Origin of the sequence: Bifidobacterium sp. ESL0775 (assembly GCF_029395475.1) — a bacterium.
Lineage (GTDB): Bacteria > Actinomycetota > Actinomycetes > Actinomycetales > Bifidobacteriaceae > Bifidobacterium.
On the sequence record NZ_CP113917.1, the window covers coordinates 2,187,492 to 2,209,162 of the forward strand.

At 57.2% G+C, this 21,671-nt stretch carries 21 protein-coding genes and 1 tRNA gene; 6 read left to right on the plus strand and 16 right to left on the minus strand.

The window, feature by feature from the left end:
- Positions 1 to 990, minus strand: a complete 990-nt coding sequence (locus tag OZX73_RS08540; RefSeq protein ID WP_277149399.1) for a hypothetical protein — start codon at positions 988 to 990, stop codon at positions 1 to 3.
- A 322-nt stretch (positions 991 to 1,312) separates the two neighbouring features.
- On the opposite strand from OZX73_RS08540, the gene OZX73_RS08545 reads away from it, so the two are divergent.
- The 3 genes from OZX73_RS08545 (at position 1,313) to OZX73_RS08555 (ending at position 3,926) form a co-directional block, all read left to right on the plus strand.
- A complete protein-coding gene (locus OZX73_RS08545; RefSeq protein ID WP_277149401.1) occupies positions 1,313 to 2,281 on the plus strand; it encodes a sugar-binding domain-containing protein in 969 nt (322 codons plus the stop codon).
- Positions 2,282 to 2,373: 92 nt separating this feature from the next.
- A tRNA-Ala gene (locus OZX73_RS08550) sits at positions 2,374 to 2,446 on the plus strand.
- A gap of 109 nt (positions 2,447 to 2,555) precedes the next feature.
- Positions 2,556 to 3,926, plus strand: a complete 1,371-nt coding sequence (locus tag OZX73_RS08555; RefSeq protein WP_277149403.1) for a site-specific integrase — start codon at positions 2,556 to 2,558, stop codon at positions 3,924 to 3,926.
- Between the two features lie 3 nt (positions 3,927 to 3,929).
- Here the strand turns inward: OZX73_RS08555 and OZX73_RS08560 are convergent, their stop codons facing one another.
- From OZX73_RS08560 to OZX73_RS08575, 4 genes are all read right to left on the minus strand, one after another.
- The gene (locus OZX73_RS08560) at positions 3,930 to 4,496 is read right to left on the minus strand and encodes a hypothetical protein (protein WP_277149405.1); all 567 of its coding nucleotides are present in this window, start codon (positions 4,494 to 4,496) and stop codon (positions 3,930 to 3,932) included.
- Positions 4,497 to 4,569: 73 nt separating this feature from the next.
- Positions 4,570 to 5,610, minus strand: coding sequence for a hypothetical protein (locus OZX73_RS08565; protein ID WP_277149407.1), 1,041 nt, complete (start codon positions 5,608 to 5,610; stop codon positions 4,570 to 4,572).
- A 462-nt stretch (positions 5,611 to 6,072) separates the two neighbouring features.
- Positions 6,073 to 6,900 carry a hypothetical protein gene (locus OZX73_RS08570; protein WP_277149409.1) on the minus strand — a complete coding sequence of 276 codons (828 nt, stop codon included), beginning with the start codon at positions 6,898 to 6,900 and terminating at the stop codon, positions 6,073 to 6,075.
- On the minus strand, positions 6,900 to 7,262 hold the full coding sequence (locus OZX73_RS08575; RefSeq protein WP_277149411.1) for a hypothetical protein: 363 nt from the start codon (positions 7,260 to 7,262) through the stop codon (positions 6,900 to 6,902). The genes OZX73_RS08570 and OZX73_RS08575 overlap by 1 nt, the downstream gene beginning before the upstream one ends.
- Before the next feature lie 499 nt (positions 7,263 to 7,761).
- Between OZX73_RS08575 and OZX73_RS08580 the strand changes: the two genes are divergently transcribed.
- Together OZX73_RS08580 and OZX73_RS08585 are read left to right on the plus strand one after the other, a co-directional pair.
- Complete coding sequence (locus OZX73_RS08580) at positions 7,762 to 8,079, plus strand: hypothetical protein (protein WP_277149413.1); 318 nt, start codon at positions 7,762 to 7,764, stop codon at positions 8,077 to 8,079.
- A complete protein-coding gene (locus tag OZX73_RS08585; protein WP_277149415.1) occupies positions 8,079 to 8,957 on the plus strand; it encodes a zeta toxin family protein in 879 nt (292 codons plus the stop codon). The genes OZX73_RS08580 and OZX73_RS08585 overlap by 1 nt, the downstream gene beginning before the upstream one ends.
- A 139-nt stretch (positions 8,958 to 9,096) precedes the next feature.
- Here OZX73_RS08585 and OZX73_RS08590 read toward each other — a convergent pair whose 3' ends face one another.
- The 8 genes from OZX73_RS08590 to OZX73_RS08625 all read right to left on the minus strand — a co-directional run bounded on the left by OZX73_RS08590 (position 9,097) and on the right by OZX73_RS08625 (position 17,692).
- The gene (locus OZX73_RS08590) at positions 9,097 to 9,930 is read right to left on the minus strand and encodes an HAD family phosphatase (RefSeq protein ID WP_277149417.1); all 834 of its coding nucleotides are present in this window, start codon (positions 9,928 to 9,930) and stop codon (positions 9,097 to 9,099) included.
- Between the two features lie 465 nt (positions 9,931 to 10,395).
- Positions 10,396 to 11,970 (minus strand): FGGY family carbohydrate kinase, encoded by a 1,575-nt coding sequence (locus OZX73_RS08595; protein ID WP_277149419.1) that lies wholly within the window; start codon positions 11,968 to 11,970, stop codon positions 10,396 to 10,398.
- A gap of 93 nt (positions 11,971 to 12,063) precedes the next feature.
- Positions 12,064 to 12,621, minus strand: a complete 558-nt coding sequence (hxlB, locus tag OZX73_RS08600) for a 6-phospho-3-hexuloisomerase (protein ID WP_277149421.1) — start codon at positions 12,619 to 12,621, stop codon at positions 12,064 to 12,066.
- A 2-nt stretch (positions 12,622 to 12,623) separates the two neighbouring features.
- Positions 12,624 to 13,271, minus strand: coding sequence for a 3-hexulose-6-phosphate synthase (hxlA, locus tag OZX73_RS08605; RefSeq protein ID WP_277149423.1), 648 nt, complete (start codon positions 13,269 to 13,271; stop codon positions 12,624 to 12,626).
- A 42-nt stretch (positions 13,272 to 13,313) separates the two neighbouring features.
- Entirely contained in the window at positions 13,314 to 13,970 is a 657-nt protein-coding gene (locus OZX73_RS08610) for a hypothetical protein (RefSeq protein WP_277149425.1), read from the minus strand.
- 59 nt (positions 13,971 to 14,029) lie between these two features.
- The gene (locus tag OZX73_RS08615; protein WP_277149426.1) at positions 14,030 to 15,559 is read right to left on the minus strand and encodes a sugar ABC transporter ATP-binding protein; all 1,530 of its coding nucleotides are present in this window, start codon (positions 15,557 to 15,559) and stop codon (positions 14,030 to 14,032) included.
- 40 nt (positions 15,560 to 15,599) lie between these two features.
- The gene (locus OZX73_RS08620) at positions 15,600 to 16,607 is read right to left on the minus strand and encodes a substrate-binding domain-containing protein (protein ID WP_277149427.1); all 1,008 of its coding nucleotides are present in this window, start codon (positions 16,605 to 16,607) and stop codon (positions 15,600 to 15,602) included.
- A gap of 62 nt (positions 16,608 to 16,669) precedes the next feature.
- The gene (locus OZX73_RS08625) at positions 16,670 to 17,692 is read right to left on the minus strand and encodes an ABC transporter permease (RefSeq protein WP_277149428.1); all 1,023 of its coding nucleotides are present in this window, start codon (positions 17,690 to 17,692) and stop codon (positions 16,670 to 16,672) included.
- A gap of 184 nt (positions 17,693 to 17,876) precedes the next feature.
- Here OZX73_RS08625 and OZX73_RS08630 point away from each other — a divergent pair, with 184 nt between their 5' ends.
- Positions 17,877 to 18,848 (plus strand): sugar-binding domain-containing protein, encoded by a 972-nt coding sequence (locus tag OZX73_RS08630; RefSeq protein WP_277149429.1) that lies wholly within the window; start codon positions 17,877 to 17,879, stop codon positions 18,846 to 18,848.
- 12 nt (positions 18,849 to 18,860) lie between these two features.
- Here the strand turns inward: OZX73_RS08630 and OZX73_RS08635 are convergent, their stop codons facing one another.
- The 3 genes from OZX73_RS08635 to grpE all read right to left on the minus strand — a co-directional run bounded on the left by OZX73_RS08635 (position 18,861) and on the right by grpE (position 21,592).
- Complete coding sequence (locus OZX73_RS08635) at positions 18,861 to 19,538, minus strand: helix-turn-helix transcriptional regulator (protein ID WP_277150975.1); 678 nt, start codon at positions 19,536 to 19,538, stop codon at positions 18,861 to 18,863.
- A gap of 162 nt (positions 19,539 to 19,700) precedes the next feature.
- Positions 19,701 to 20,753, minus strand: coding sequence for a DnaJ C-terminal domain-containing protein (locus tag OZX73_RS08640; protein WP_277149430.1), 1,053 nt, complete (start codon positions 20,751 to 20,753; stop codon positions 19,701 to 19,703).
- 125 nt (positions 20,754 to 20,878) lie between these two features.
- Entirely contained in the window at positions 20,879 to 21,592 is a 714-nt protein-coding gene (gene grpE / locus OZX73_RS08645) for a nucleotide exchange factor GrpE (protein ID WP_277150976.1), read from the minus strand.
- Between the last annotated feature and the right edge of the window lie 79 nt (positions 21,593 to 21,671).

The following is a 21,671-nucleotide window of genomic DNA, read 5'->3' on the forward strand; positions in this document are numbered from 1 at the left end:
TCAGCCTTCCTTCTTGAAGGTGAAGAACTTGGCGGCGTTCTTGATCAGGAGCTTGTCGACGTACTCGGGGTCGAAGCCCTCGTCGATCATGCGCGGGCCGTCGACGGCGGGGTTGTAATCCACGCCGGAGACGGAGCCGTAGGCCTTCTGGTAGGAGCGCTTGCCGGAATCGGTGCCGAGCAGGATGCGGTCTTCGAAGCCGTCCTTCTTGAACGCCCTGAGCTCCATCATGCGGTTGGAATCAGGCTGGTACTTGATGCGGTTGGTGCCGTCGATCTCGAGGTAGACGCCCAGGTCGAGGATCTTCTCGAGGTAATAGACATCGGCGTTGCGCTGGATGTGGCCGATGGCGATCTGGTCGGCGGGCACGCCCTGCTTTAAGAGCTCCTGGGCCTGCTCGAGACCGCAGGTGCCGTAGGTGGTGTGCGTGTTGACCGGGGCGCCGGTCTCGATGGCGGCGGCTGCGGCGGCCTCGAGGCACTTGTGCTCGAACGGGGTGATCTCGCCGTAGGCGGTGCCGACCTTGATGACGCCGGCCTTGTAGGGAGAACGGTTGACGAACGGGCCGGTGTAATCGTTCTGGTCGACGCCCTCGCGGATGTCGGCGATGACCAGCTCGGTGATCTGGTCGACTGAATAGCGGTTGACCCAATGGGACTGGGTCTCCAGATAGACATGCTCACGGTGGAAGCCGGTGGCGCCGATGACCTTCAGGTCCTTGACGTTCTTGGCGACCTCGGCGAGCTTGGCCGGGTCACGGCCGCAGTTGATGGGGCACATATCGACGATGGTGCCGCCATATTTGCTCCACTTCTTCGAGGCTTGGGCGAAGCGCGTGGCTTCCTCTTCGGCCTTCTCGACGGAATCAAGCTGATGGTCGCCATCGATGTAGACCTCACCGGCGCCAACGCGGATGAGATGGTCGTGGGCGTCGACCACGCCGAGGGTGCTCGGGTCGACATCGCCCAGAATTGTACGTGCAAACGACATTGCTGCTCCTTATTTGATTCACAACTGTTAATTTGTGGCGTGCCTTCCGCCAGTCGCCAATCATGGAGGCCGGCCGTCGGTACTCGCAAACCCTTCACGTAATGAACTTGTCCGGATCACAGATTTCGCGCGCCGAAATCAATTCACGCACTTTGTAATCTCGTCCACTGCGTTTCAATTGCTACAGTATGCGATTGCGGAGGGAATGACCCGTATGACGATGAACAGATGTTCACCATAATGTATTACATATATTTCGCTGTGTATTGAAATTCTTATATATAACAGGATAAAATCTCTCGAATCGAGTTAAGATGAACACATGTTCAGCGACGATTCATTGGCGACAAGCTCATCGCGGCATCATATCGAGCTGATGCTGCATGTGGCGCGCTCCTACTATCTCGACGACAAGACGCAGGCCCAGATCGCCCGCGACATCGGCTATTCGCGGCCCACGGTCTCCCGGCTGCTCAAGGAATCCAGGGATTCGGGCATGGTCCATATCTCCATCGGCCATGAATTGGAGCGCATCCGCGAGCTCGAGCAGCAACTGGAGCGCAAATACGGCCTCAAGCACGTACGCGTGGCGGCGGTGCACGACAACGAAAGCTCCGTGCAAGTCGTGCCGAGATACGCGGCAGCGCTGTTCAGCGAGCTGTGCAAGCCGGATTCGCTGATCACCGTCTCCAACGGACGGGCCGTCGCGGCGACGGTGCACGAGATGCCGATCTGCGAATGGCCGAAAACCAACGTCGCGCAGATGATCGGCGCGCTGAGCCCGGACAACCCGATGATCGACTCCCCCGACATCTGCCGCATGCTCGCCAGCAGGCTCGGTGGCACCTTCACCTCCCTACCCGCGCCGATGATCCTCTCGAACGCGAAGATCGCGAACAGCATGCGCAAGGAGCCGCAGATCGCCACGGCGCTGGCGCTGGGAGGCGGGGCCGATATCGCCATCGTGGGCGTCGGTGCCGCGACCGATGACAGACTGGGACACATCTTCGATGAATACGTGGACCCGGCGACCGCGCGCACCCTGCATCAGCGCGGGGTCATCGGCCACATCTGCGGCCATCTCATCGACGCGGAGGGCAACCTCGTCCACTCCGATCTTTACGAGCGCACGATCTCCATCGACCTTGAGCGGCTCAGGAAAATCCCCATGGTCATCGGGGTGGCGTGGGGGCCGGTGAAGGTCAATGCCATCCACGCCTGCCTGGTCGGGCACCTCATCTCCGCGCTCGTCACCGACCAGAAAACCGCCGAGGCGTTGCTGGCAATATGAAATCCATTTATCGTCCAACCCGCCGAATTGTGCTTGGGATTGGGTTGTACTAGAATATGTAACGTTGTCTTGAGCGATGAACTCAAGGACATGGGGCTGTAGCTCAGTTGGTAGAGCGCTTCGTTCGCATCGAAGAGGTCGTGGTTTCGATTACCATCAGCTCCACTTCTAGGCCGGAAACGTTGAAATCTCAACATTCCCGGCCACTTTTTTTACCCGAAAAAGGGTGTAGAAAGGGTGTAGTTCCGGCGGGCGTGCGTGCTATGATGGCGGCATGACGGACGACATGACGAAGGCGCTTTACGGGGGCGACGGCGGGAGCATCTTTTGGTCTCCCACATACCACACATACGTCGCGCGATGGCCGAAAGGTCAATACAAGCACCGCATCGAAGGACGCGGCAACACGCCAAAGAAGGCTCTCCAAAACCGTGCGAAACACCTCGCCGCGTATCTCGCCGACCCCGACAGCAAGGAACGGGACATGACGGTGAGGACGGCACTTGAACGCTACCTCGCCGAAAAACGGGAGGGCAACGCAAGGGCGAACACCATCACGCGCAAGACCGAACGGCTCGGACGGTACCTCGCCCCGTACATGGGCATGAAGCTCACGGACGTCAACCGTGGCACGTGCATGGCCGTCATCACGACGGCGAAACATAACGCGAAGACCGATAACAGCCGCATCGGCCAACAGATGTACTCCGAACTCAACCAATGGTTGGAATGGTGTCTTTCCAACGATTACATCACCGACAACCCGGTGAAACGCATAAAACTCGATGACCGGCCACGATACGTGTCGAAGGCGCGTGAGGCGACGGAGGAATACATCGAGCAACGTATCACGATGGGCAAGTGGCTATTACGACATACGGTCGAGCACATGGCCGACTACGGCACGACCTACGGCATGGTCCTCGCCGCGTCCATGGGTCTACGAGCGGGCGAGATACGCGGGCTATGTTGGGACGTCTTCGACCATCTTTTCGATGATGATTTCGACCACACTCGGATACATGTCCGACGTCAATATGACCGTGATGCGCAGACCGGCGAATGGATTCTCCGAGACTATACGAAAGGCCGGAAGCGCACCATACCGGTTCCGAAGACATGGGCGGAGGATTGGATATCATACTACACTTGGCAATGCGAGAGGTACCATCTCACGAACTACCAAGGGTATTGCTTCATCGACGAAAAACAGCGACCGCTCACCGGCGGCAAACAGCAAAAGCTATGGAACGAGGTCAAGGAGGCGTACATACGAGACGGCGGCGGAGACCCCAAAATCGACGGGTCGATGAGGCTCCATGATATGCGGCACGTGTCGGCGTCGTTGATGGTGATGGGAGGCGCGACCGTCGAACAAGTACAAGTCATCCTCGGGCACATGTCCCCGAACATGACGGAGTATTACACGCACCTCTCCGAATCCTTCGAACGGAGCGCCATCAACCATCTCCCCGAACTCATGGAGCACGGCGACGAATACGATGCCATCATGTCCGAATCCATCGCGGCGGACGTCAACACGAACCCGCACACCGAACCGTCATACGCCGATACGACGGCCGACGAAAAGGAAATCCGAGAGGAGAACGGACGGTTCGGACTCCCCCCGGAGTTCTTCAAATGACCGTCATCCCTTCGGATTCGTAATATGGACGAACCCTTCCGGCACGTCGCCCATGCGGGCGTATTGGCGGTCATAATACGCTTCCTCAGCGGCGTAGTACGCTTCCTCGGCGGCTTCCGCGTCGGCCTTCTCCTTCGCGGCGGCGTTCGCCTCGGCTTCCGCACGGCGACACGTTTCGGACCATTCGTCGTATGACTTCCAGCCCCTATCACGCCACCAATCCCGAGGATGCCGACGCAACGTGTCATCGTCCTCGTCATCGCCGATGATGTAGTGGTCGGTGTCGGGCGGTTGCACCCGTTCCAACCATTCATCATGCGTCTCGTTGTTCCGGCGCGAACCCGCATCGTCCGTATCGTCGGCGGACGTGAAGGCGTCCTTGCCGTCGAACAAGCACGCGATGACGTCAGCCACGAGGTCAAGCGAGATACGCCACGTCTCGGGCGGACCGGGGCGACCGTCGTCATTGTGCCACGCCACGTATTCGCAAGCATCGACCACATCATCGAGCGGCACCCCCAGATTCTCGGCAAGGTTGCCGAGGGTTTCGGCGGGCATTCCATCACGCATACGACACTCCATAATGATTCTCCTTCTCTTAACCGCCGGCACCTTGTCGGCGGAAACGTCTACATGTGTGGACTCACGAGGTGAGTTCGAAATCCGAGGGCGACGGTTCGTCGAACGTGATGGCCGCGAGGTCCTCACGCGTTTCGACGTGAATCGTATGGGCACGGACACGGCGCATCCACGTCTCGTGTTCGGTTTCATCACCGCAATAGAAGCCGTCCGGCGGCCAGTTCGAAATGATGATGACGCGCGTATACGCCGCACGTGCGTCGTGGTACCTTGCGGGCAAGGACAGCGGGTACGGGTCGGTCCATTGATTGAGGTCGGTGAGGTTGATGCCCGCCCGAAACTCGTCTATCACGACGGTGGATTGGTCGGTATAACCGTCCCATTTCACACGGCCGGATACGGGTCTCGGCAACACGTAGAGGTCATCGGCGGCGACGATATGGTGGACCCACCACGATTTGCCGATGCCGGACGGACCCCACACGTAATACACCTTTAGAGGGCGGTCGGATTCCGTGAGTTCTTTAAGTTTTTCGCGGCGTACGGTGGCCTCCAGGTCGCGCGCCCATACCATGACGTGCGCGAGTTTCGGCCCGAGTTCGGGGTCAAGAAGAATGTCATCGACCGTCCGACCGCCTCGGATTTCGTCGGAGATGTCGCGAAGGTCGTTGCGTTTCCCGGATTGGTCGGCGACGTCGAGCGCCGTCAACCCGTGCGTGTCGGGGATGGATTCGACGCGCGTCTCCGGCTTGTGCACGTATTGCCACGTTTGCCTTTTGTCTTTCGGAGTGGCGGGTATCGCTTCGAAGAACACGTCGTTGCCGCCATGCTTCTTCAGACGGTTCTTCATCGTCGTCCATGCGAGGGGTGAATCGGTGTGGACGAACACTTGGTAATGCGGGTATCCGGTCGGATTCTTCGCCGTTGACTTCGACCCCTTCTCGCGTTGCCCGGCCCACTTCATGTCCTCCAACATCGCTTCAAGGTCGGCGACCGTCCGTTCATGCCCATCACCATCGGTGAGCGGAACGGTGAGCAACCACCACCGGCTTTTCTCGTTCTTCTTCATCTTCATCGTTTTCGTCTTCCCGTTCCCATCGTTCATGCGGTCATGGTAGCCGCGCAAACACGAATCCCCGCGAATCCCCGCGAATCCCCGATTTGCACAGAGGTGGATTGGTTGCACAGAGGTGGGGTGTGCAAAATCGACCCCTCGAAAACGGCGGAATACCAACGTTTTCGGGACATGTTGCACATTGCACGGAGGTGGCTAATAACATTAAGGCCGCTTCGCGGCCTAGCCACCTCCCGGGCGCCTCCGGCGCCCCGGTACCGGCGCCGAGGTCATCGTACGAGGCGGCACCCTCCGCACCATGGCACCGGCGCCTCTCCGGTCGGGTCGGCTTACGCGCCTCGCCTCGTCGCCTCCGCTCACGCGTCGGCTCCTTGGGTCGGTGCGGCGCCTCCCCGCCGTCGGGCACCCGAACCACGGCACTTGCGGGCACCGGCACGCACTACACCCCGACACCGGTACCGATAGGGCACCGCGACACCCGTACGGTCGGCATCACGCCAAATGGTCGAAATCCATCCGGTAATGCAAGTAGTCCTCCAACGATTCGTCATCCCGGCGGTCGCGAGGGACGCGCATCTCGCCCCGGCGTTCGTGCCACTCGGCGCGGTGCGTCGGGTCAATCAGGCCGTCGGGCGACCACGGCTCCTTGCCGGGTTTCGCCCCGATGTCGCGGTAATCTTCGATATCCGAGGCGTCGGTGTCGGGGGTGGGGTCGGTCAGATGACGAGTTCGCGCGTCGGTTTCCCGGGCTTCGGCGACCGGGGTTTCGCGGATTCCGGCGTCGCGGGTTCCGGGGTGCGCTTGGGATGTTGATAGCCGCCCGTCGCCCTCGGACCGCAATGGTCCTCCATCTTGTCGAGCGCCGCCATCGCCTCCGAGGTCATGTCCAGCCGCGACGCGCCCGACGAATCCAGCTCGGCCGGATGGACGAACGTCAACACGTAATCGCACATTATCACCTCCGCTACATGGGACATCGTTTCGTCCCTCAGCACCGCGAGTTCCTTCAGCGCGGCCTTGGTTCTCCGGTCGATGTAGATTTTCGTCGGCACGAACCTTTCCCTTGTCATCGTTCTCTCCTTCTCCTTCTTCGTCGTCATACAAGACGGCTATCTTGTCCAACATTTCCAACGCGAGGTTGCCTTGCGAGACCGCATGGGCGTACATGTGCTCCGCCGTGTCGTATGACGGCTCCAGCACGCGCACCCATGTTGGTACATGGTCAACTCCTTCGACATACCACCCGTTGATGGCCGTGTGGCCGTGGCCGGTAGGGTCAGGCCACACGCGGTGCGGATGTTTGTAATCCGGCCACGTCATCACTTCGCCGCCTTCTCGCCGTCATCCACGGCATGAACCGAATCCGCGACCACGCTATAGGCGATGCGGTGGTTGTTCGCGACGAACACCGTAGCCACGGGGTTGACGAGTTCGATGCGCTTCGGGGCGAACGGCGTCGCGATGATGGGCGCCGTCGGCTTGTTGCGGAGCTTCACGTACACGTTCACGGCGTATCCCTTTTCATCAGCGGCGAACACGCCACGGACGGGGAACACGGGCTTCCCGTCCACGAGCTTGGTTTCGTCCGAGCCGTAAACCTTCGCGGGCTCCATCTTTCCGGGGTCCAAGGTGTCCGTGATGCCGAGTTCGACAACGGTTTCAATCTTCAACGTGGTAGCCATGATGTCATTCCTTCCATCGATGCGATGCCTTTCATCGCAATCACCCGTCATCTAACAAGTCCCGGGCCCGGTTCCGGGCCTATAGACCCGTAATGTGATGCAGCTCACATTTTTATTACGCCGGGCGACCCAGCGCCCGGCTACCGGCGGAACATCACGGCGGAGAGGTTTTAGCAATGAGGGGATGGTAAAGCGTGCGTCCCGAGGCACCGAGACCGACATCAACCCCGTGGTCGCATCCGAAAAGGGTGTAGAAAAGGTGTAGTTTCAAGGACGAAAAGCATGGAAACCGGCAGAATCACGGGTATATCAACGATTCACAACGATGGGAATCGATTACCATCAGCTCCACTTCGTGGGTTTGGAAATTTTCCACGTTCTAGGGTGATTCAAACATTAATGAAGATGTGTCACTTTTATTTTCCTTGCGCTCAATTGGAACACAAGAGTGATAGCTTAGATTATAACGATTAGGCAACGGGTAACTGATGGAGGCGGAATGAGCACCGAAACATACGATCCCATGATTTACGACGCCATGCGTGAAACCGCAAACCGACTCGTCGGAAAGTACTCACGCAGACTCAAGCAATCTTCTGATGCGACTCAGCGCGAAGCCTTACTCAAAAACATCAGCGGGGTACGCCGCTGGGTCTCCAGCATCGACGCGAACGACAAACAGTCCGTACTCGACGCGACCAGTCAATTACGACAGTGGTGCGACGATCAATCTGTGTTGTTGCAGGTTGAGGAACTGGCGATGCGCCTTACTGGAAAGCACGATGATAAATCTGACCGACAAGCGGTATATGCCTGATGGCCAGGATTCTCTCTGGCGCAATCTTACAAGCTATTTTCAATACAGAAATAGCGCCCATTCTTGATGCTGAAATTGCAGGCAAAACCAGAACCGAACAACCTGTTTTGTTTATGGTCGGAGCCCAGCCCGGAGCCGGAAAAACCAAAGCCATCGCGAACATAGCCTCTCAGAACAACGCGATAGAGATAAACGGCGATGATCTAAGGACCCATCATCCCGATTACGACCAGCTAATGGATACCAATCCTTTGCTGATGCCCTCGGTCACGAGTCAGGCTTCAGGCGCTTGGGTTGGCATGTCCCTTGATTATCTCAGACACCGGCGCGTAAGCACCATTATCGAGACGACTTTCAACCATCCGGATTCCAACGTCAAGACACTGCGTGACTTTCATCAGGCAGGATTCCAGACTCGGCTCATCGCCCTTGCGGTTCCTCCGATGCTCTCCCTCACCAGTATCATCACACGTTATATACGGCAGGTTGAAACCAACGGAAGTGGGCGTTGGACCAATCCCGAGTACCACGACGAAGCCATGCAGCAGATTCCCCAAACCTTACGTCTGCTTTTGAAAACCGGTAACGTTGACATGGCAAGCATTGCGAATCGCGACGGCGACATACTCGAAACCATTGAAGCCAACACAGCCGAAGTGGACGACCAACTCATTGAAAAGTTACTGAACACATTCGCTAACTCCACGAGTACCGACACCATAAATTCTGGCCAAAAACAAATCTTCAAGGACAACCTTGAAGAGATTCAGACATTCCTTGAATCACATCCCGATGAATCCGCGTTGATTCAACCTGTATTTGAACGACTTCAACATATTGCCGATAAACCATCAAAAGAGCCGGAAAATACATTCTAGGTACACACACAGGTACACAAAAACCCAGTAAGGCCAGTAATCGTTGAAATATCAATAGATTATGCGATTACCTCAGCTCCACAAGCAAGGTTTCCAGCGTTTGCCGGAAACCTTTTCTATTCCCCGAACTTGCGCTGGCTCACGACTTCATTGTGGACAAGCGCTGTTCGGCGTAGCGCTCCAAGACCTCGGCGGTCAGGCCATCGTAGTTGTTGATCGAGGCGAACTGGGGGCCGGCGGAGGTGTCGGTTTTGATGAAACCGGTCTGGGCGATGGTCGTCGCGCCGGAGCCGACCGCGGACTGGATGCCGGTCATGGAGTCTTCAAGAGCGACGCACCTGGCCATCTCATGATAGAAACGGGCATGCGCCGAAGCGATATCCTCGTCATCGGGGGAAACATTTTTATCTGCTTGATCACCGTCATCTTGGCGATTTAACTGACCGAACGGCGAATCCGCCATGCCGTTGGCCACGGCGATGTCGTGCGGCAGCTCGACGCCGACGACTTCCGCGGCCGCGATGTACGGCGCGGGGTTGGGCTTCTTGGGCAAGTCATCCTCGCCACAAACGTAACCGACGAACGCGCCTTCGGGCGCCTGGCGCACCAGGTTCTCGGCCATGCGCCGCGGCGACGCCGTCACCAGAACCGACGGAATACCAGCGGAAACCAACGAACGCAAGACGTCCTCGACGCCGGCGATCCATGGCATGTGCTCGGCCTCCATGCGCGCGACGCCTTCGATCAAACGGCGCTGCACCTCCTGAGCCGGCAGTTTCGTGCCCTTCTCGATCATGAGTTCCGCGACTTTCGGCACGGGCTTGCCGGAACAAGTCCAGCCGATATCCTCGCTCCAATAGCCGCCGTGCTCGCGCGCGAGATTGACCTCAACCGTGTGCCAATAAGGCTCCGAATCAATCAACGTGCCGTCCATGTCCCAGAGCACAGCCCTCAACGTCCGGCCTTCATTCATTCCACTATCCTGCCGCTGCAAAACCAAAAAGAATCCCACCTCGCCATATTCTTCATGCCAGCTATTCGTATAATCGCTATGACACATTACGCCGGCATTGTTTCATATTCCCTACATCTCTATCATGCCATAAGCACCCGCTTAATGACTTTGACCAATATACAACCACGTAACCCGAGATGTAATACAATTTGTTATAAAGAACCGAACTTGCATATTTTTCTAGCATCAGCGAAAATTATGCGAGCAAATGACCGCTGCCCGCAACGTAACGAACCGCTTCCAGCATTCACCTTCGAATACGCCGGAAGCGGTCACTGAAGAATCTGCCGGCCTTGAACGAGCGAACTCTCTACCATATTCGTCCTGGCCGCGCCAAATGGACGAATGGCAAGATTCACCTACCGATCTCCAACCGATAAGACAGAAAGCTCTGACAAACGCGATTGCAGCCAGCGAGCGCCACTACATATCGCCCCTGACTTTCGCATAGTTCTCGTAGACTTCCGGGGTCGGAGTCCCCGTTTGGACGGCCTCGATCTTGAGCTTCCATTGCGGCGGTTCCTCTTCGCCGCTCAACACCCAAGCGGCCTGGCGCGCGGCCCCGATGGCAACATACTCGTCTTCGACCGGAATACTGACAGGCATCTCCAAAATCGCCGGCGCCAAAATCCGCACCGCCTTCGATTTAGCCCCTCCACCAATCAGAAGGATTCTGGTGATCCCGCCATCGAACTGCTTGATGAGCTCCAAACAATCGCGAACCGAACAGAGCAATGCCTCGACGAACGCCCTCGCCACGTTTTCAGGCGTCGTGTTGGAAAGGGTCATACCCGACAAAGCGGCGTTGGCATTGGGCCGAATCGGAATGTACTCGCCATCGAAATAGGGCAAAAGCGTCAAACCTTCCGCCCCCGGCACGCTGGAGAGCGCCAACGACGACAATTCCTCATAGCCAACCGACAACAGCTTGCAGCCAGCGTCAAGGACGCGAGAGCCGTTCAGCGTCCCGGCTTCGGGCAGATAATGCCCGGTGCACTCAGCGTATCCGGCAAGCATTCCAGTGGGATCATACACAGGTTCCGGAGCTATCGCCTCGGCGACGGCGGAAGTTCCCAGCGAAATGCTCGCGTCACCCGCCACCATGTTCAGGCCGAATGCGGCGATCTCGTTGTCCCCGCCTCCCGGGCCGATGAGGCAACCACCGTCGATGGCGGAGCCAGCCACCTCTGCCGATGCCTTGAACGGTGAGGCCTCCCTGGGCCCCAGCACCTTGGGCAGGATGACGTCATGCCTTCCCAGCGCCATATCGATAAAGTCATACAAATATTCATTATTCGCGGCATCGAAATATCCCGTGCCGGAAGCCTCGGAACGATCGGTGCACAGAGCGTCGAGATGCGCGTCCTCGCCGTCATCCACGGGGCCAAATCCCGCGATTCTCCAGCTGAGCCAATCGTGCGGCAAGCAGATGGCCGCGATGCGTTTGGCGTTCTCCGGCTCGTGCTCGGCCACCCAGGCAAGCTTCGGGATGGTGAAACAAGTAACGGGCGCCGACCCAATGGCATGGACCCAGCGCTGCTTGCCCCGTTTCATGATTTCGGAATCCTCAGGATTCCCGGAATCCTCGCTCGCGCCCATCGGAGTGCGCCAAGGACCTTTCGGAAGATGATTCAAGTCGTCGACGGCGCCAAAAAGCCGGATCATCTCATCCGATTGCGGCGTGCAACGTGTGTCATCCCATAGAATGGCGTCACGGATAACCCGTCCGTTCCGGTCAAGTAGCACAAGGCCATGTTGCTGGCCGCCAACGGAAATCGCCGAGACGTCATCAAGCCCGCCGGCTTCCTTGCAAGCCTTCAAAAACGCCTGCCACCAGTATTCCGGGTCGACGCTGGTGCCAACAGGGTGTTTCGCCTTGCCAAATCGGACAAGTTCACCGGTGGCGGCGTCAGTCACGCGCACTTTTGTCGATTGCGTCGAAGTATCGACTCCGGCGACCAGTTTCCTGCCTTGGCTGTCGGTTGAATTTCCTACCATGCTTCCTCGATTCCTGACTACGCCATCAGTTTCTGACTACGCCATCGTTGCGGCGATTTTCGCTTCCGCCTTCCAGCAAAACCGCCAACTCAATTATTCCAGATTCGCATGCCTGGCAAACATCGTTTCTGTCGTCTCCCCAAGCTGGGACATAAGGATGAGGACCAGGGCGTCAAAAGTAAGCCAGCAAAGCTGCTCAAAAAGCGTGCCCATGGGCTGCCGCGAATCTACTGTTCCATCACGAGAATCCGGGCGCTTGGCGCTTCCGGGGATCTTCACGACGATATCGGACAATTCGCCGATGGGCGCTTGCGGCGCCATCGTAAGAGTCGCCACCTCAACTCCAAGCTGCTTGCATTTCTGCGCCATCGCCAACGAAACCGTTGTCGTGCCGGAGCCTGAACAGATTATCAGCAAATCATTTTTTTGTATAGAGGGGGTAGTTGGCTCCCCGACAAAATACGCGATTTTCCCAAGGTGCATCAAGCGATTTGAAAACGCCTGGGCCGCAAACCCCGAACGCCCCGATCCCGCGACGAATACCCGCTTGGCGGCTACAATCGCGCGCGCCAAAGCCTTCAGGCTTTCGTCGTCTATCTGGACGTAGTACCTATTGATTTCTCCGACAATGAGTTCAAGTTCTTTGTTCATGGCTAGACTGCTTTCGGCCGATTCTGGTGAATCCGGTTGGCGAGCAATTCGGCTTCCACCGCCGGATCCTGCGCGTGGGCTATGCCACCTCCGACGATGATGACATCCGCTCCAGCGTCAATATAATCGTCGACGGTATGCAGGTTGATTCCTCCGGCCACCGCTATTTTGGAAGACCGGGAAATCGACTTCATCAATTTCAGATCATCAAGCGGGGTACGGCCCTGGGCCTGCAAATCCACGCCGGTATGAACCGCGATATTGCGCACGCCTATCTGCTCCAATTGCGGGATGCGGACAGCCGCATCGGGGACGCAAATCATGTCCACGACCACTTCGCCGCCATATTTTTCCGCGGCCTGAAGGCAACCCTTGATCGTACCCAGATCGGAAACGCCAAGCACGGTCACGTAGCGGGCTCCCGCACGAAACGCCAGTTCCGCCTCGTACTCACCCGCATCCATGATTTTGGTATCGGCGAGTATATCGATATCGTCGAATTTTTTCTTGAAGGTTTCGACCGGGTGCACCCCTTCAGCCATGACAAAAGGAGTGCCGATTTCAACGATGTCGACGTATTGATGCACTTTCGAGATGAGATCGACTCCCTGTTCGATATTCATCTCATCAAGAGCAATCTGTAATTTCATAACAACATTTCTTTCTGGATTAAATGAGGCAGGGACTGATACTCACGAATCCATATACTGGTTGACGTACCGCCATAAATCTCTTCCGATGATGGCTTCGCCGATTCCCACCTGCGCAATTTCCTGCAGCGATGAAAGCTTCACACCGCCATCAACCGTCCTCGGCTTTTCGATGGGAGCGATTCTCTTCAAAAGCCCGAAATCAGCGACGGTCCCCGCAGTGCCCGGATTACTCAGCATTTGCAGGACTCCATCAGCTTTGCCGACTAGCTCGGAGGCAGCAGCCGGCAAAGTCTGAGGAGCGAAACCAATCCACAGATCGACATTATTCGCATGCGCCAATTCCTGTGCCTTCTCAAATTCCGAAATCGACGCATCCAATGTAGGCGACAAATCCTCCACTTGGACAACAATCCGGCGAGGCCGATATTTCATCAGCTTCTCCACCCAGGCAAGCGGATTGCGAACCATGAGGTGGATCTCAACCTTGTCGTGTTCATTGTTCAGGTGGTCCAATATTTGCGGGGACACCGCTTTCCCTATCGGGTAGCTTTCGTCGACGATGTCGACGTGTATCCATGCCCCACATTGGTATAGAACCGTTGCGTAGGTCAAACGTTGGCTTTCCGGCGCAGCAAGAATGCTGCCGGATAGATTCAACGGAGCGTCGGATACCAGCGACGTTATGCGATCACTCATTTCTTTCCACTCCATGGCCTACGCAGCCGTCCATTGGTCATAATGCCGACCATCAATCATCATGCATTATCCTCGCTTTGACTCCATGCGAGCTTCCTCAGCTGTGATTGTGACGTCTTTCCCGCGGGGAACGGGCCGGCGAGGACCTTGCCTTCGCCGAGGACCAGAACCTCATCGGAAATGTCAAGGATCTCCTCCTCCTCGGAAGAAACCATGACGATGGTCATATCATTTTTCTGGGCTAGAGAACGGAGGATTACATGAATTTCCTCTTTGGCTCCGATATCGACACCCTTGCTCGGCTCGTCAAGCAGGAGTATATGCGGCCGCTGCGCAAGCGTGCGGGCCAGCAAAACCTTCTGCTGATTGCCTCCGGAAAGGGATTGGACCGGGTTTTCCGGCGCTCCTTTCAGCCCAAGCTGCTTCAGGATGTCTCCGGTATCCTGACGCATCGTGGACTTGTTGAGGAACCCCGACTTGGAATACCGTTTAAGCTCCGGGAGCCCGACGTTCTGGTAGCTGGACATCAGCGGGACGATACCGTCTTTTTTCCGTTCCTCAGTGAGGAACGCGATTCCACGCTGCATGGCGTCTTTGGGCACCTTGGGCGTAAACGGTTTCCCGTCGACCTCGATTGTCCCGCCCGTGGCTGGCGCGATACCCGCGATGGCGCGAAGCGTCTCGCTTTTACCAGCGCCACCCAAGCCGTAGATTCCGAGAATCTGGCCGGATTTCGCGGTGAAACTGATATCTTGCAGGATTCCTCCGTTAAGATGTTCCACCCGAAGCGTTGTCTTCCCATCACTATGCTTCTCCTGCTGGGTTTCGACGTCCAGATCCTGGGAAGCCTTCGCGTAATCGACACCGGCGATGGCGGTGACCACGGCGTTGCGATCAACGGTCGCGGTAGGCGCGTCAATGACAACCTCGCCGTTCATCAAGGCGACGATACGATCCGCCACCTGATAAAGTTCGTCGAGTTTGTGGTTGACGATGAGAATGCCAATGTTCTTGGTCGTCGCCAGCTGCTTCAGATAATCCATAAGGGAGGTTACCTGATCGCCCTCGAGCGAAGTCGTCGGCTCATCCAGCAGCAAGTAACGGGTGTTCTTGCTGCAGGCGATGGCGATTTCCAAAAGCTGACGGGTCGCAACCGAATACGAGCCCACCTGCTTTTCCACATCGACATCAAGACCGAAATCGCCAATCACTTTCTTGGCCTTCTCGATCATGTCCTTTTTGTCGAGCATGCGGCCGTGGTTACGTTCCTCACGGCCAAGCCACATGTTCTGGGCGACGGTCAGATTCGGCATGAGCGACAATTCCTGATACACAGTCGAGATACCTTGCGATATCGCTTCTGAAGGATCAGAGAATGAGACTTCCTCACCATCCAATCGCAGACTTCCACCGCTTTGTCGATGGGCCCCCGAAAGAACCCTCAATAAAGTCGATTTGCCTGCGCCGTTATGGCCGACGAGACCGACAATCTCACCAGGGTGAATTGTCAGTGAAACGCCTTTGAGCACAGGCACGCCGACATAGTCTTTTTCGATGGAAATCGCCTGATAGCACTTCTTACTGTTCATATCGTTCTTCCGTGCTTCAATCGAATTCTCTGTCATCGTCTCAGCCTACTTGTCCCTGACCAGGCTTCTGACCGGAAACAAATTCCTTAAGAGGACGCAGAATATTCGGCTTGACTTTTTGACCCTTGACGTACTTGACGATCTCTCGGACCACACGACGGCCATAGTCCTCAGGTTCCTGGGCGACGCAACCCATGTACTTGCCGCTGAGCGCGATGTCCGCAGCGCAGAAGCCGTACACCTTGACGTCCTTGCCGGAAGCGTTGACCGCTTCCAACGCGCCCTGGAGGTTAGGACCGGAGGAAGCGAAGATGGCGTTCAAATTGGGGTTGCCCTGAAGCATATCAGTGGTCACATCGAGAGCATCGGTAATCTTGACGTTTCCATCGACGCGGGCCGCGACCTTGGAATTCTTATCAGAGGCGATCTTGGCCTTGAAACCTTCATCACGAGCCATAGCGGCCGCTTCGTCAGGCTCGGTGACCAAACCGATATTGAGTTTGGCGTCCTTGCCCATGTCCTTCATCATCTGCGCGGCGCTCTGTGCGCCACCAGCCTCGTTATCAGCTCCGAGATACTGTTGCACGAACGCGCCCTGCGCCTTCATGGCCTTGGAGTCAACCATGATGTTGACGGTGAAGACAGGAATCTTCGCGTCATTGAATGTACGAACCGTCGCGGCGGCGGGCTCGGACTTCACAGGGTTGAGAGCGACCGCGCAAGGCTTGTTCTGCACCGCGGCCTCAGCCTGGGAAAGCTGCTTCGCATCGTCGTCTTCGGCGATCAGCACTTCCGCCTTCATGCCGTGGGCCTTGGCCTCGTCTTCAAAGCCATGCTTCATCGCGACGTAATACGGATTGGTCTGGTTAGGCAGCAGTACGGAGATCAGCGGGGTTCCGGATTTGCAGGATGCGGGGATCTGGAGTGCGGCACTGTCCTTCTTTGCATCCGCAACGCCACTATTGACGCCGGAGCAAGCCGTCAGGGAAAGACCGAGCACAGGGGCCAGGCAGATGGCGGCGACTTTCATCATTTTCTGTCGTTTCATAATTTTCACTTTCTTCTTAAACATCTATGTTTAACTACTAAATTTTTTAATAGGACGAAACTTTACTTTTTGGGCTCTTTACCTCCATCAGTTTCCGCGGCCTTTGTCACCAAATCAGCCGTCGCATCAATGTGCTTTTTCTTACCAAACGAGATACGGGACTTATTGGTGTCGAACAGAACGCCAACCAGAATGATGACGCCAATCACCAACGGCTGCCAATAGCTGTCAACGCCGATAACGTTCATACCATTGGAGACCTCGGCGATGAGGAGCGAACCGATGAACGCTCCGAGGATGGTGCCGACGCCACCGAACAGGCTGACGCCGCCGACGACGGCCGACGCGATGGAATAGAACTGTTCGTTGCCGGAGCCTGCTGTCGGGTAGCCCACCATGAGCCTGGAGGCCGTGATCACGCCAGCGAAGCCAGCGCAGATGCCCGAAACGACGTACACGAAAATAGTTGTCCGCGCGATATTGATACCGGCGAGGCGGGCAGTGTCCGCGTTGCCGCCAACGGCGTAGACGTGAACACCGGTGGCCGTATTGCTAAGCACCACACCGATGATGACCGCGGCGATAACCACCATGATGATCGGCATGGGGATGCCGAAAATGGCACCGCGTCCAAAGAACGCGAACATCGGATCCGAAACGGTGACAGACTTGGCCTGGGTCAGGATCTTAGGAATTGACGCGGAAATACCGAACGTTGCGAAGGTGACAATGAACGGCGGCATGTGGCCATAGTGAATGACCGCACCGTTGAACAAGCCCACCAGAATACCGGTGAAGACCGCAAGAAGCGCGGCCAGCCACCACGATATACCAGAGCGCATCGCCAACGCGGCAATCATGCCCGTCAATGCGATATTCGAACCCACGGAAAGATCGATACCGCCGGTCAGCAGCACGCAAGCTTGCCCGAGGGCCAAGAAAGTAACCACCGAGCCGTTGAGCAGCAGCACCTGAAGGTTGCTTGCCGTGCGGAACTCCGGCGAGAGGATTCCCATAAGAACTGCGACGAGCAACACCACTATCAGCACGCCGAGCTCTTGTGGCATCTTAAATTTTGACTTCATGTAAACTCCTTCGTTCATTCGCCAATATCTATGGTGTCTAGGCAATGGCCATTTTAAATGCACGCAATTGAGAATACAAGTCGTTTTTTACGCTCACTTGAGCAAAATTTATATAATTTCCCTTGTATTATGCGGAAAAGTACAGTGTATTATAAAGAAAATTATCAAATGAGCGTTATGATTAATGCACTGCATAAAACAAGGGTGGAATATGAAAAAACAAGACGATAACAGACAATTGGGTGAAATAGCCAGACGTTTTTATATTCTGAACGAAAGCAAGTCGGAAATCGCCACCTCGTTGAACATTTCCCGTTTCAAAGTCGCTCGAATGCTCACGGAAGCCAGGGAAAAAGGCGTCGTCACCATCGAAATACACGACTCCGCGCCAGTCTCCCCCGCCCTGACACAAAAGCTGCAGAAATTCCTCGGCGTCGCGGAAGTCATCATCGTGCCCAGCTCACGCGACATTTCGGTCGAGCGGGATCTGCTCGGCGAAGCCGGCGGAAAATATTTGATGAGCCATATCAGACACGGATCCATCGTAGGGTTTTCATCCGGCAGGACGCTTCTGCCCATTGCCCACCACGTTTCCGGACTTCCCAGCGCGACATACGTGCAACTGACCGGCGTGGTCGGCAACGACCCGACCATTTCCCCCATCACCCTTCTCAGCCAGATAAGCAGCGGGTCCGATTCAACCGCAAAAGCCCTGTTCTCGCCCCTCTTTTCCGCGACCACGACATCGGCGATGGTGGCCAGGATGGAGCCGGCCGCAGCGGAAACCCTTTCCTATTATTCCAAGCTGGACATGGCTTTTCTTTCCGTGGGCTCTTGGAACCCACGACTCTCGCGGCTGACTTCGTTGGTGCCGATTGAGGAGGCGCAAAACCTCGATAAGATAGGCGCCGTGGCGGAATGCGGCGGAATGTTTTTTGACAAAGACGGAAATTACGTTCACTCGCCCATCAACGAACGACGAATTTCCATCAATCTCGATGAACTCAGGAATACTCCGACCGTCGTATTCGTGGCCGGAGGCAAAGAAAAAGCCAAGGCGATTCAGGCCGTGTGCAAATCCGGATTGGCGACATGCCTCATCACCACGGATGAAGTCGCCGAGATTCTTCTCAATTCGCGCACCGATGCAGGCTGAACCCGACGTACGTCAGTCGAAATAGTGGCCCCAGACGACCAGCGAACGGGGGTCGACGAACGGGTCGGATTGGTTGTCGCCACTGGGTTTCGCCGCGTGACGAGGCTTGTGAGCGTTTTCTTGGGACGAGTCGCCTCCGTCCGCTTTCGTTTTCGATGCGTACGGATTGGCGGCATCGTTGGCGTAGTACGGGCGTCCAGGAAGCTCACGGGTATGGGCCTGAACGTCGTGCCGCCAGCGACGGGCCTGACGCGAGCGCTGGATCTCGGTGATGTCTCCGTCGGAATCGGCCGCGAAAACACTGGAGCCACGCGGGCGTTCGAGACGCCTCACCTCACGCCGCAACTGGCGGTTCTCCTCCTGCAGGTCGAGGATGCGCGAGATGCCGGCAAGATTGATGCCGTCCTCCTGGCTCATCTGCTGGGCCTCGGCGAGTTTGCGCACGTCACGAAGGGAGTAGCGGCGGGCACCACCTTCCGTGCGCTGCGGGACGATAAGCCCCTGACGGTCATATTGACGAAGGGTCTGAGGATGGATGTTGGCCAGCTGCGCGGCACGGCCGACGCTGAACACCGGCAGGTCGATATCGAAACCGACGTCGTCGGCACCGTCCAAATCGGCGCGTTGCTCGACCAACGCGACGGCGCACAATCCATATAGCGCCTGCACTTCACGAGAAATCCGAGCCATCATTCACCTCCGCTCGTCATTGCCTGTCACTTCATTCATAACGTATGACGTTGATCTCTTTATCCACCAATGTCATACAAACTGCCTAGCTGACCTACAACCGGTTGATTGGTCCATCCATAATCTTTCCCGACTACAGATAGACCAATCAGACCACGCGAATCACTCGCGCTCTTTGGCCACCTCGTCGACGAACTCGCTGGAGTTCTTGTCGAATTCCTTGGCATCGTGCTTCTGCGCCATGCTGGGCCTGCTCGGCACGCGAATCTCAACGCGTCCGACCAAATCACCATCACGGCCAGGAACACCCTTGCCGCCGACACGGACCTCGGTGCCGCTCGACGTGCCGGCCGGCACGCGGAACGTGACCTCGTTGCCGTCGAAGTCGAGCGCCTTCACGCGGGCACCCGCCACCGCCTCGCCGATAGTGACCGGCAACGGCATCACGATGTTGTTGCCGTCGAGGCTGAACTTCGTGTCGTTCTTGACGTGGATCTGCAGGTACATGTCGCCTGCGCGCCCGCCATTGGAACCGAGCTTGCCCTTGCCGGGAAGTCGGATCTTCTGCCCGTCCTTCACGCCGGCCGGGATGTGGGTCTTGAACTTGCGTCCGCCCGCCTTCAGGGAGACGGTCGCGCCCTTCACGGCCTGGCGGAACGTCAGCGTGATCTTCGAGTTACGGTCCTCGCCGCGCACCGGTTCCTGCGGTTCGCGGTAAGTACTCGACCCGCCGCCGAAACCGGAACCGTAAGGCGAGCCAGCGCCCGCACCCGCGTAGCCACCGGCGCCCTGGCCAGCCGCGTTGCCAAACATCGAGAAGATGTCGTTCAAGTTGGTCGGACCGCCGCCGGAGGTCGAGAAGTGGATGTTGCCAGGGCCACCCGCGCCTCCGCCGAACATCGAACCGAAGATGTCGGAGAAGTCGGAAGCGCCGTAGCCGGAGCCGCCCTGTCCGGAGCCGCCGGCGAACCTTGCGCCACCGCCCGCGAACTGGCGGATCGCGTCGTACTTGCGGCGCTGCTCCTCGTTGTTCAGCACATCGTAGGCTTCCGAGATGTCCTTGAACTTCTCCTCGGCCTCTTTGGTCTTGTTGAGATCCGGATGATACTTACGCGCGAGTTTGCGGTAAGCCTTGGTGATCTCCGCGCTCGTCGCGTCCTTGGAGACGCCGAGCACCTTGTAAAAATCTTTATCTAGCCATTCATTCTCAGCCATATCACTGCCCTCCTTCTCGGGCCCTAAGCCGGTACATTTCCTGCAACGACTCTACAAACGATAAGTGCGACCCTCCGGCCACGCGGGGAATCGCACTTTACGTATTACGTCATTGCGGATACCCGCTAGGCCTTGGGGGAAGCCACCACCACACGGGCGGCCCGGATTACCCGGTCGCCGATGCGATAGCCCGCCTCTACGACGGTGTCCACAGTTTCTTCGGTCGCGTTGGGATCCGGCTTGTGAAGTATCGCCTCGTGCTTCGTCGGGTCGAAGACTTCACCCTTCTTGCCGAACTTCTCCACGCCGAACTTCTCGAACGCCTTGTCGATCTTGTTGGCCACAGCGGCGAACGAATCGTCCAGATCACTGTGCTCACGGATACGATCGATGTCGTCAAGAGCCGGGAGCAACGCGGTCAGCACATCGATGATGCCGTGCTGGCGGAACGTCTCCTGCTCTTTCTTGGAGCGGTTGCGGAAGTTGACGAACTCGGCACGCTCGCGTTGGAGCGCATCGAGATAGTCCGCGGCTTCTTTTTTCGCCTGCCCGAGCGGTGTCAGCGTGTTCTCGCCGTCCTTGCCATCGGCAGCACCGGCAGCATCCGCCTTGCTTGCGTCGCCCGTTGCCTTGTCACCGCTAGCATTAGCGGCGGCTGCGGCACCGGCAGCATTGGCTTGACTATCGCCAGCCTGGCTGTCGTTGGCACCCGCTTGTGCGGAACCGTTGTCTGCGTTCACGTTCGTTTTGTCGTTATTGTTGGCAGCTGAAGCGGCGGCACCCTGTGGGTTCTGCTTCGCTTCGTCGTCGGCCTTGTCATTCGACTGTTCGGAGCTCATTGTTTCACCCGCCTTTTCGCCGGTTGCGCCGGCGCTAGTCTGCTCGGGTTCTGCGGAACCGGCTCCATCCTGGGACCCG

Bases quoted from the DNA above. Each gene is read 5' to 3' on its own strand.
- OZX73_RS08540 (WP_277149399.1), bottom strand. From the start codon at position 990: ATGTCGTTTGCACGTACAATTCTGGGCGATGTCGACCCGAGCACCCTC.
- OZX73_RS08545 (WP_277149401.1), top strand. From the start codon at position 1,313: ATGTTCAGCGACGATTCATTGGCGACAAGCTCATCGCGGCATCATATC.
- OZX73_RS08555 (WP_277149403.1), top strand. From the start codon at position 2,556: ATGACGGACGACATGACGAAGGCGCTTTACGGGGGCGACGGCGGGAGC.
- OZX73_RS08560 (WP_277149405.1), bottom strand. From the start codon at position 4,496: ATGCGTGATGGAATGCCCGCCGAAACCCTCGGCAACCTTGCCGAGAAT.
- OZX73_RS08565 (WP_277149407.1), bottom strand. From the start codon at position 5,610: ATGAACGATGGGAACGGGAAGACGAAAACGATGAAGATGAAGAAGAAC.
- OZX73_RS08570 (WP_277149409.1), bottom strand. From the start codon at position 6,900: ATGACGTGGCCGGATTACAAACATCCGCACCGCGTGTGGCCTGACCCT.
- OZX73_RS08575 (WP_277149411.1), bottom strand. From the start codon at position 7,262: ATGGCTACCACGTTGAAGATTGAAACCGTTGTCGAACTCGGCATCACG.
- OZX73_RS08580 (WP_277149413.1), top strand. From the start codon at position 7,762: ATGAGCACCGAAACATACGATCCCATGATTTACGACGCCATGCGTGAA.
- OZX73_RS08585 (WP_277149415.1), top strand. From the start codon at position 8,079: ATGGCCAGGATTCTCTCTGGCGCAATCTTACAAGCTATTTTCAATACA.
- OZX73_RS08590 (WP_277149417.1), bottom strand. From the start codon at position 9,930: ATGAATGAAGGCCGGACGTTGAGGGCTGTGCTCTGGGACATGGACGGC.
- OZX73_RS08595 (WP_277149419.1), bottom strand. From the start codon at position 11,970: ATGGTAGGAAATTCAACCGACAGCCAAGGCAGGAAACTGGTCGCCGGA.
- hxlB (WP_277149421.1), bottom strand. From the start codon at position 12,621: ATGAACAAAGAACTTGAACTCATTGTCGGAGAAATCAATAGGTACTAC.
- hxlA (WP_277149423.1), bottom strand. From the start codon at position 13,271: ATGAAATTACAGATTGCTCTTGATGAGATGAATATCGAACAGGGAGTC.
- OZX73_RS08610 (WP_277149425.1), bottom strand. From the start codon at position 13,970: ATGAGTGATCGCATAACGTCGCTGGTATCCGACGCTCCGTTGAATCTA.
- OZX73_RS08615 (WP_277149426.1), bottom strand. From the start codon at position 15,559: ATGAACAGTAAGAAGTGCTATCAGGCGATTTCCATCGAAAAAGACTAT.
- OZX73_RS08620 (WP_277149427.1), bottom strand. From the start codon at position 16,607: ATGAAACGACAGAAAATGATGAAAGTCGCCGCCATCTGCCTGGCCCCT.
- OZX73_RS08625 (WP_277149428.1), bottom strand. From the start codon at position 17,692: ATGAAGTCAAAATTTAAGATGCCACAAGAGCTCGGCGTGCTGATAGTG.
- OZX73_RS08630 (WP_277149429.1), top strand. From the start codon at position 17,877: ATGCACTGCATAAAACAAGGGTGGAATATGAAAAAACAAGACGATAAC.
- OZX73_RS08635 (WP_277150975.1), bottom strand. From the start codon at position 19,538: ATGGCTCGGATTTCTCGTGAAGTGCAGGCGCTATATGGATTGTGCGCC.
- OZX73_RS08640 (WP_277149430.1), bottom strand. From the start codon at position 20,753: ATGGCTGAGAATGAATGGCTAGATAAAGATTTTTACAAGGTGCTCGGC.
- grpE (WP_277150976.1), bottom strand. From the start codon at position 21,592: ATGAGCTCCGAACAGTCGAATGACAAGGCCGACGACGAAGCGAAGCAG.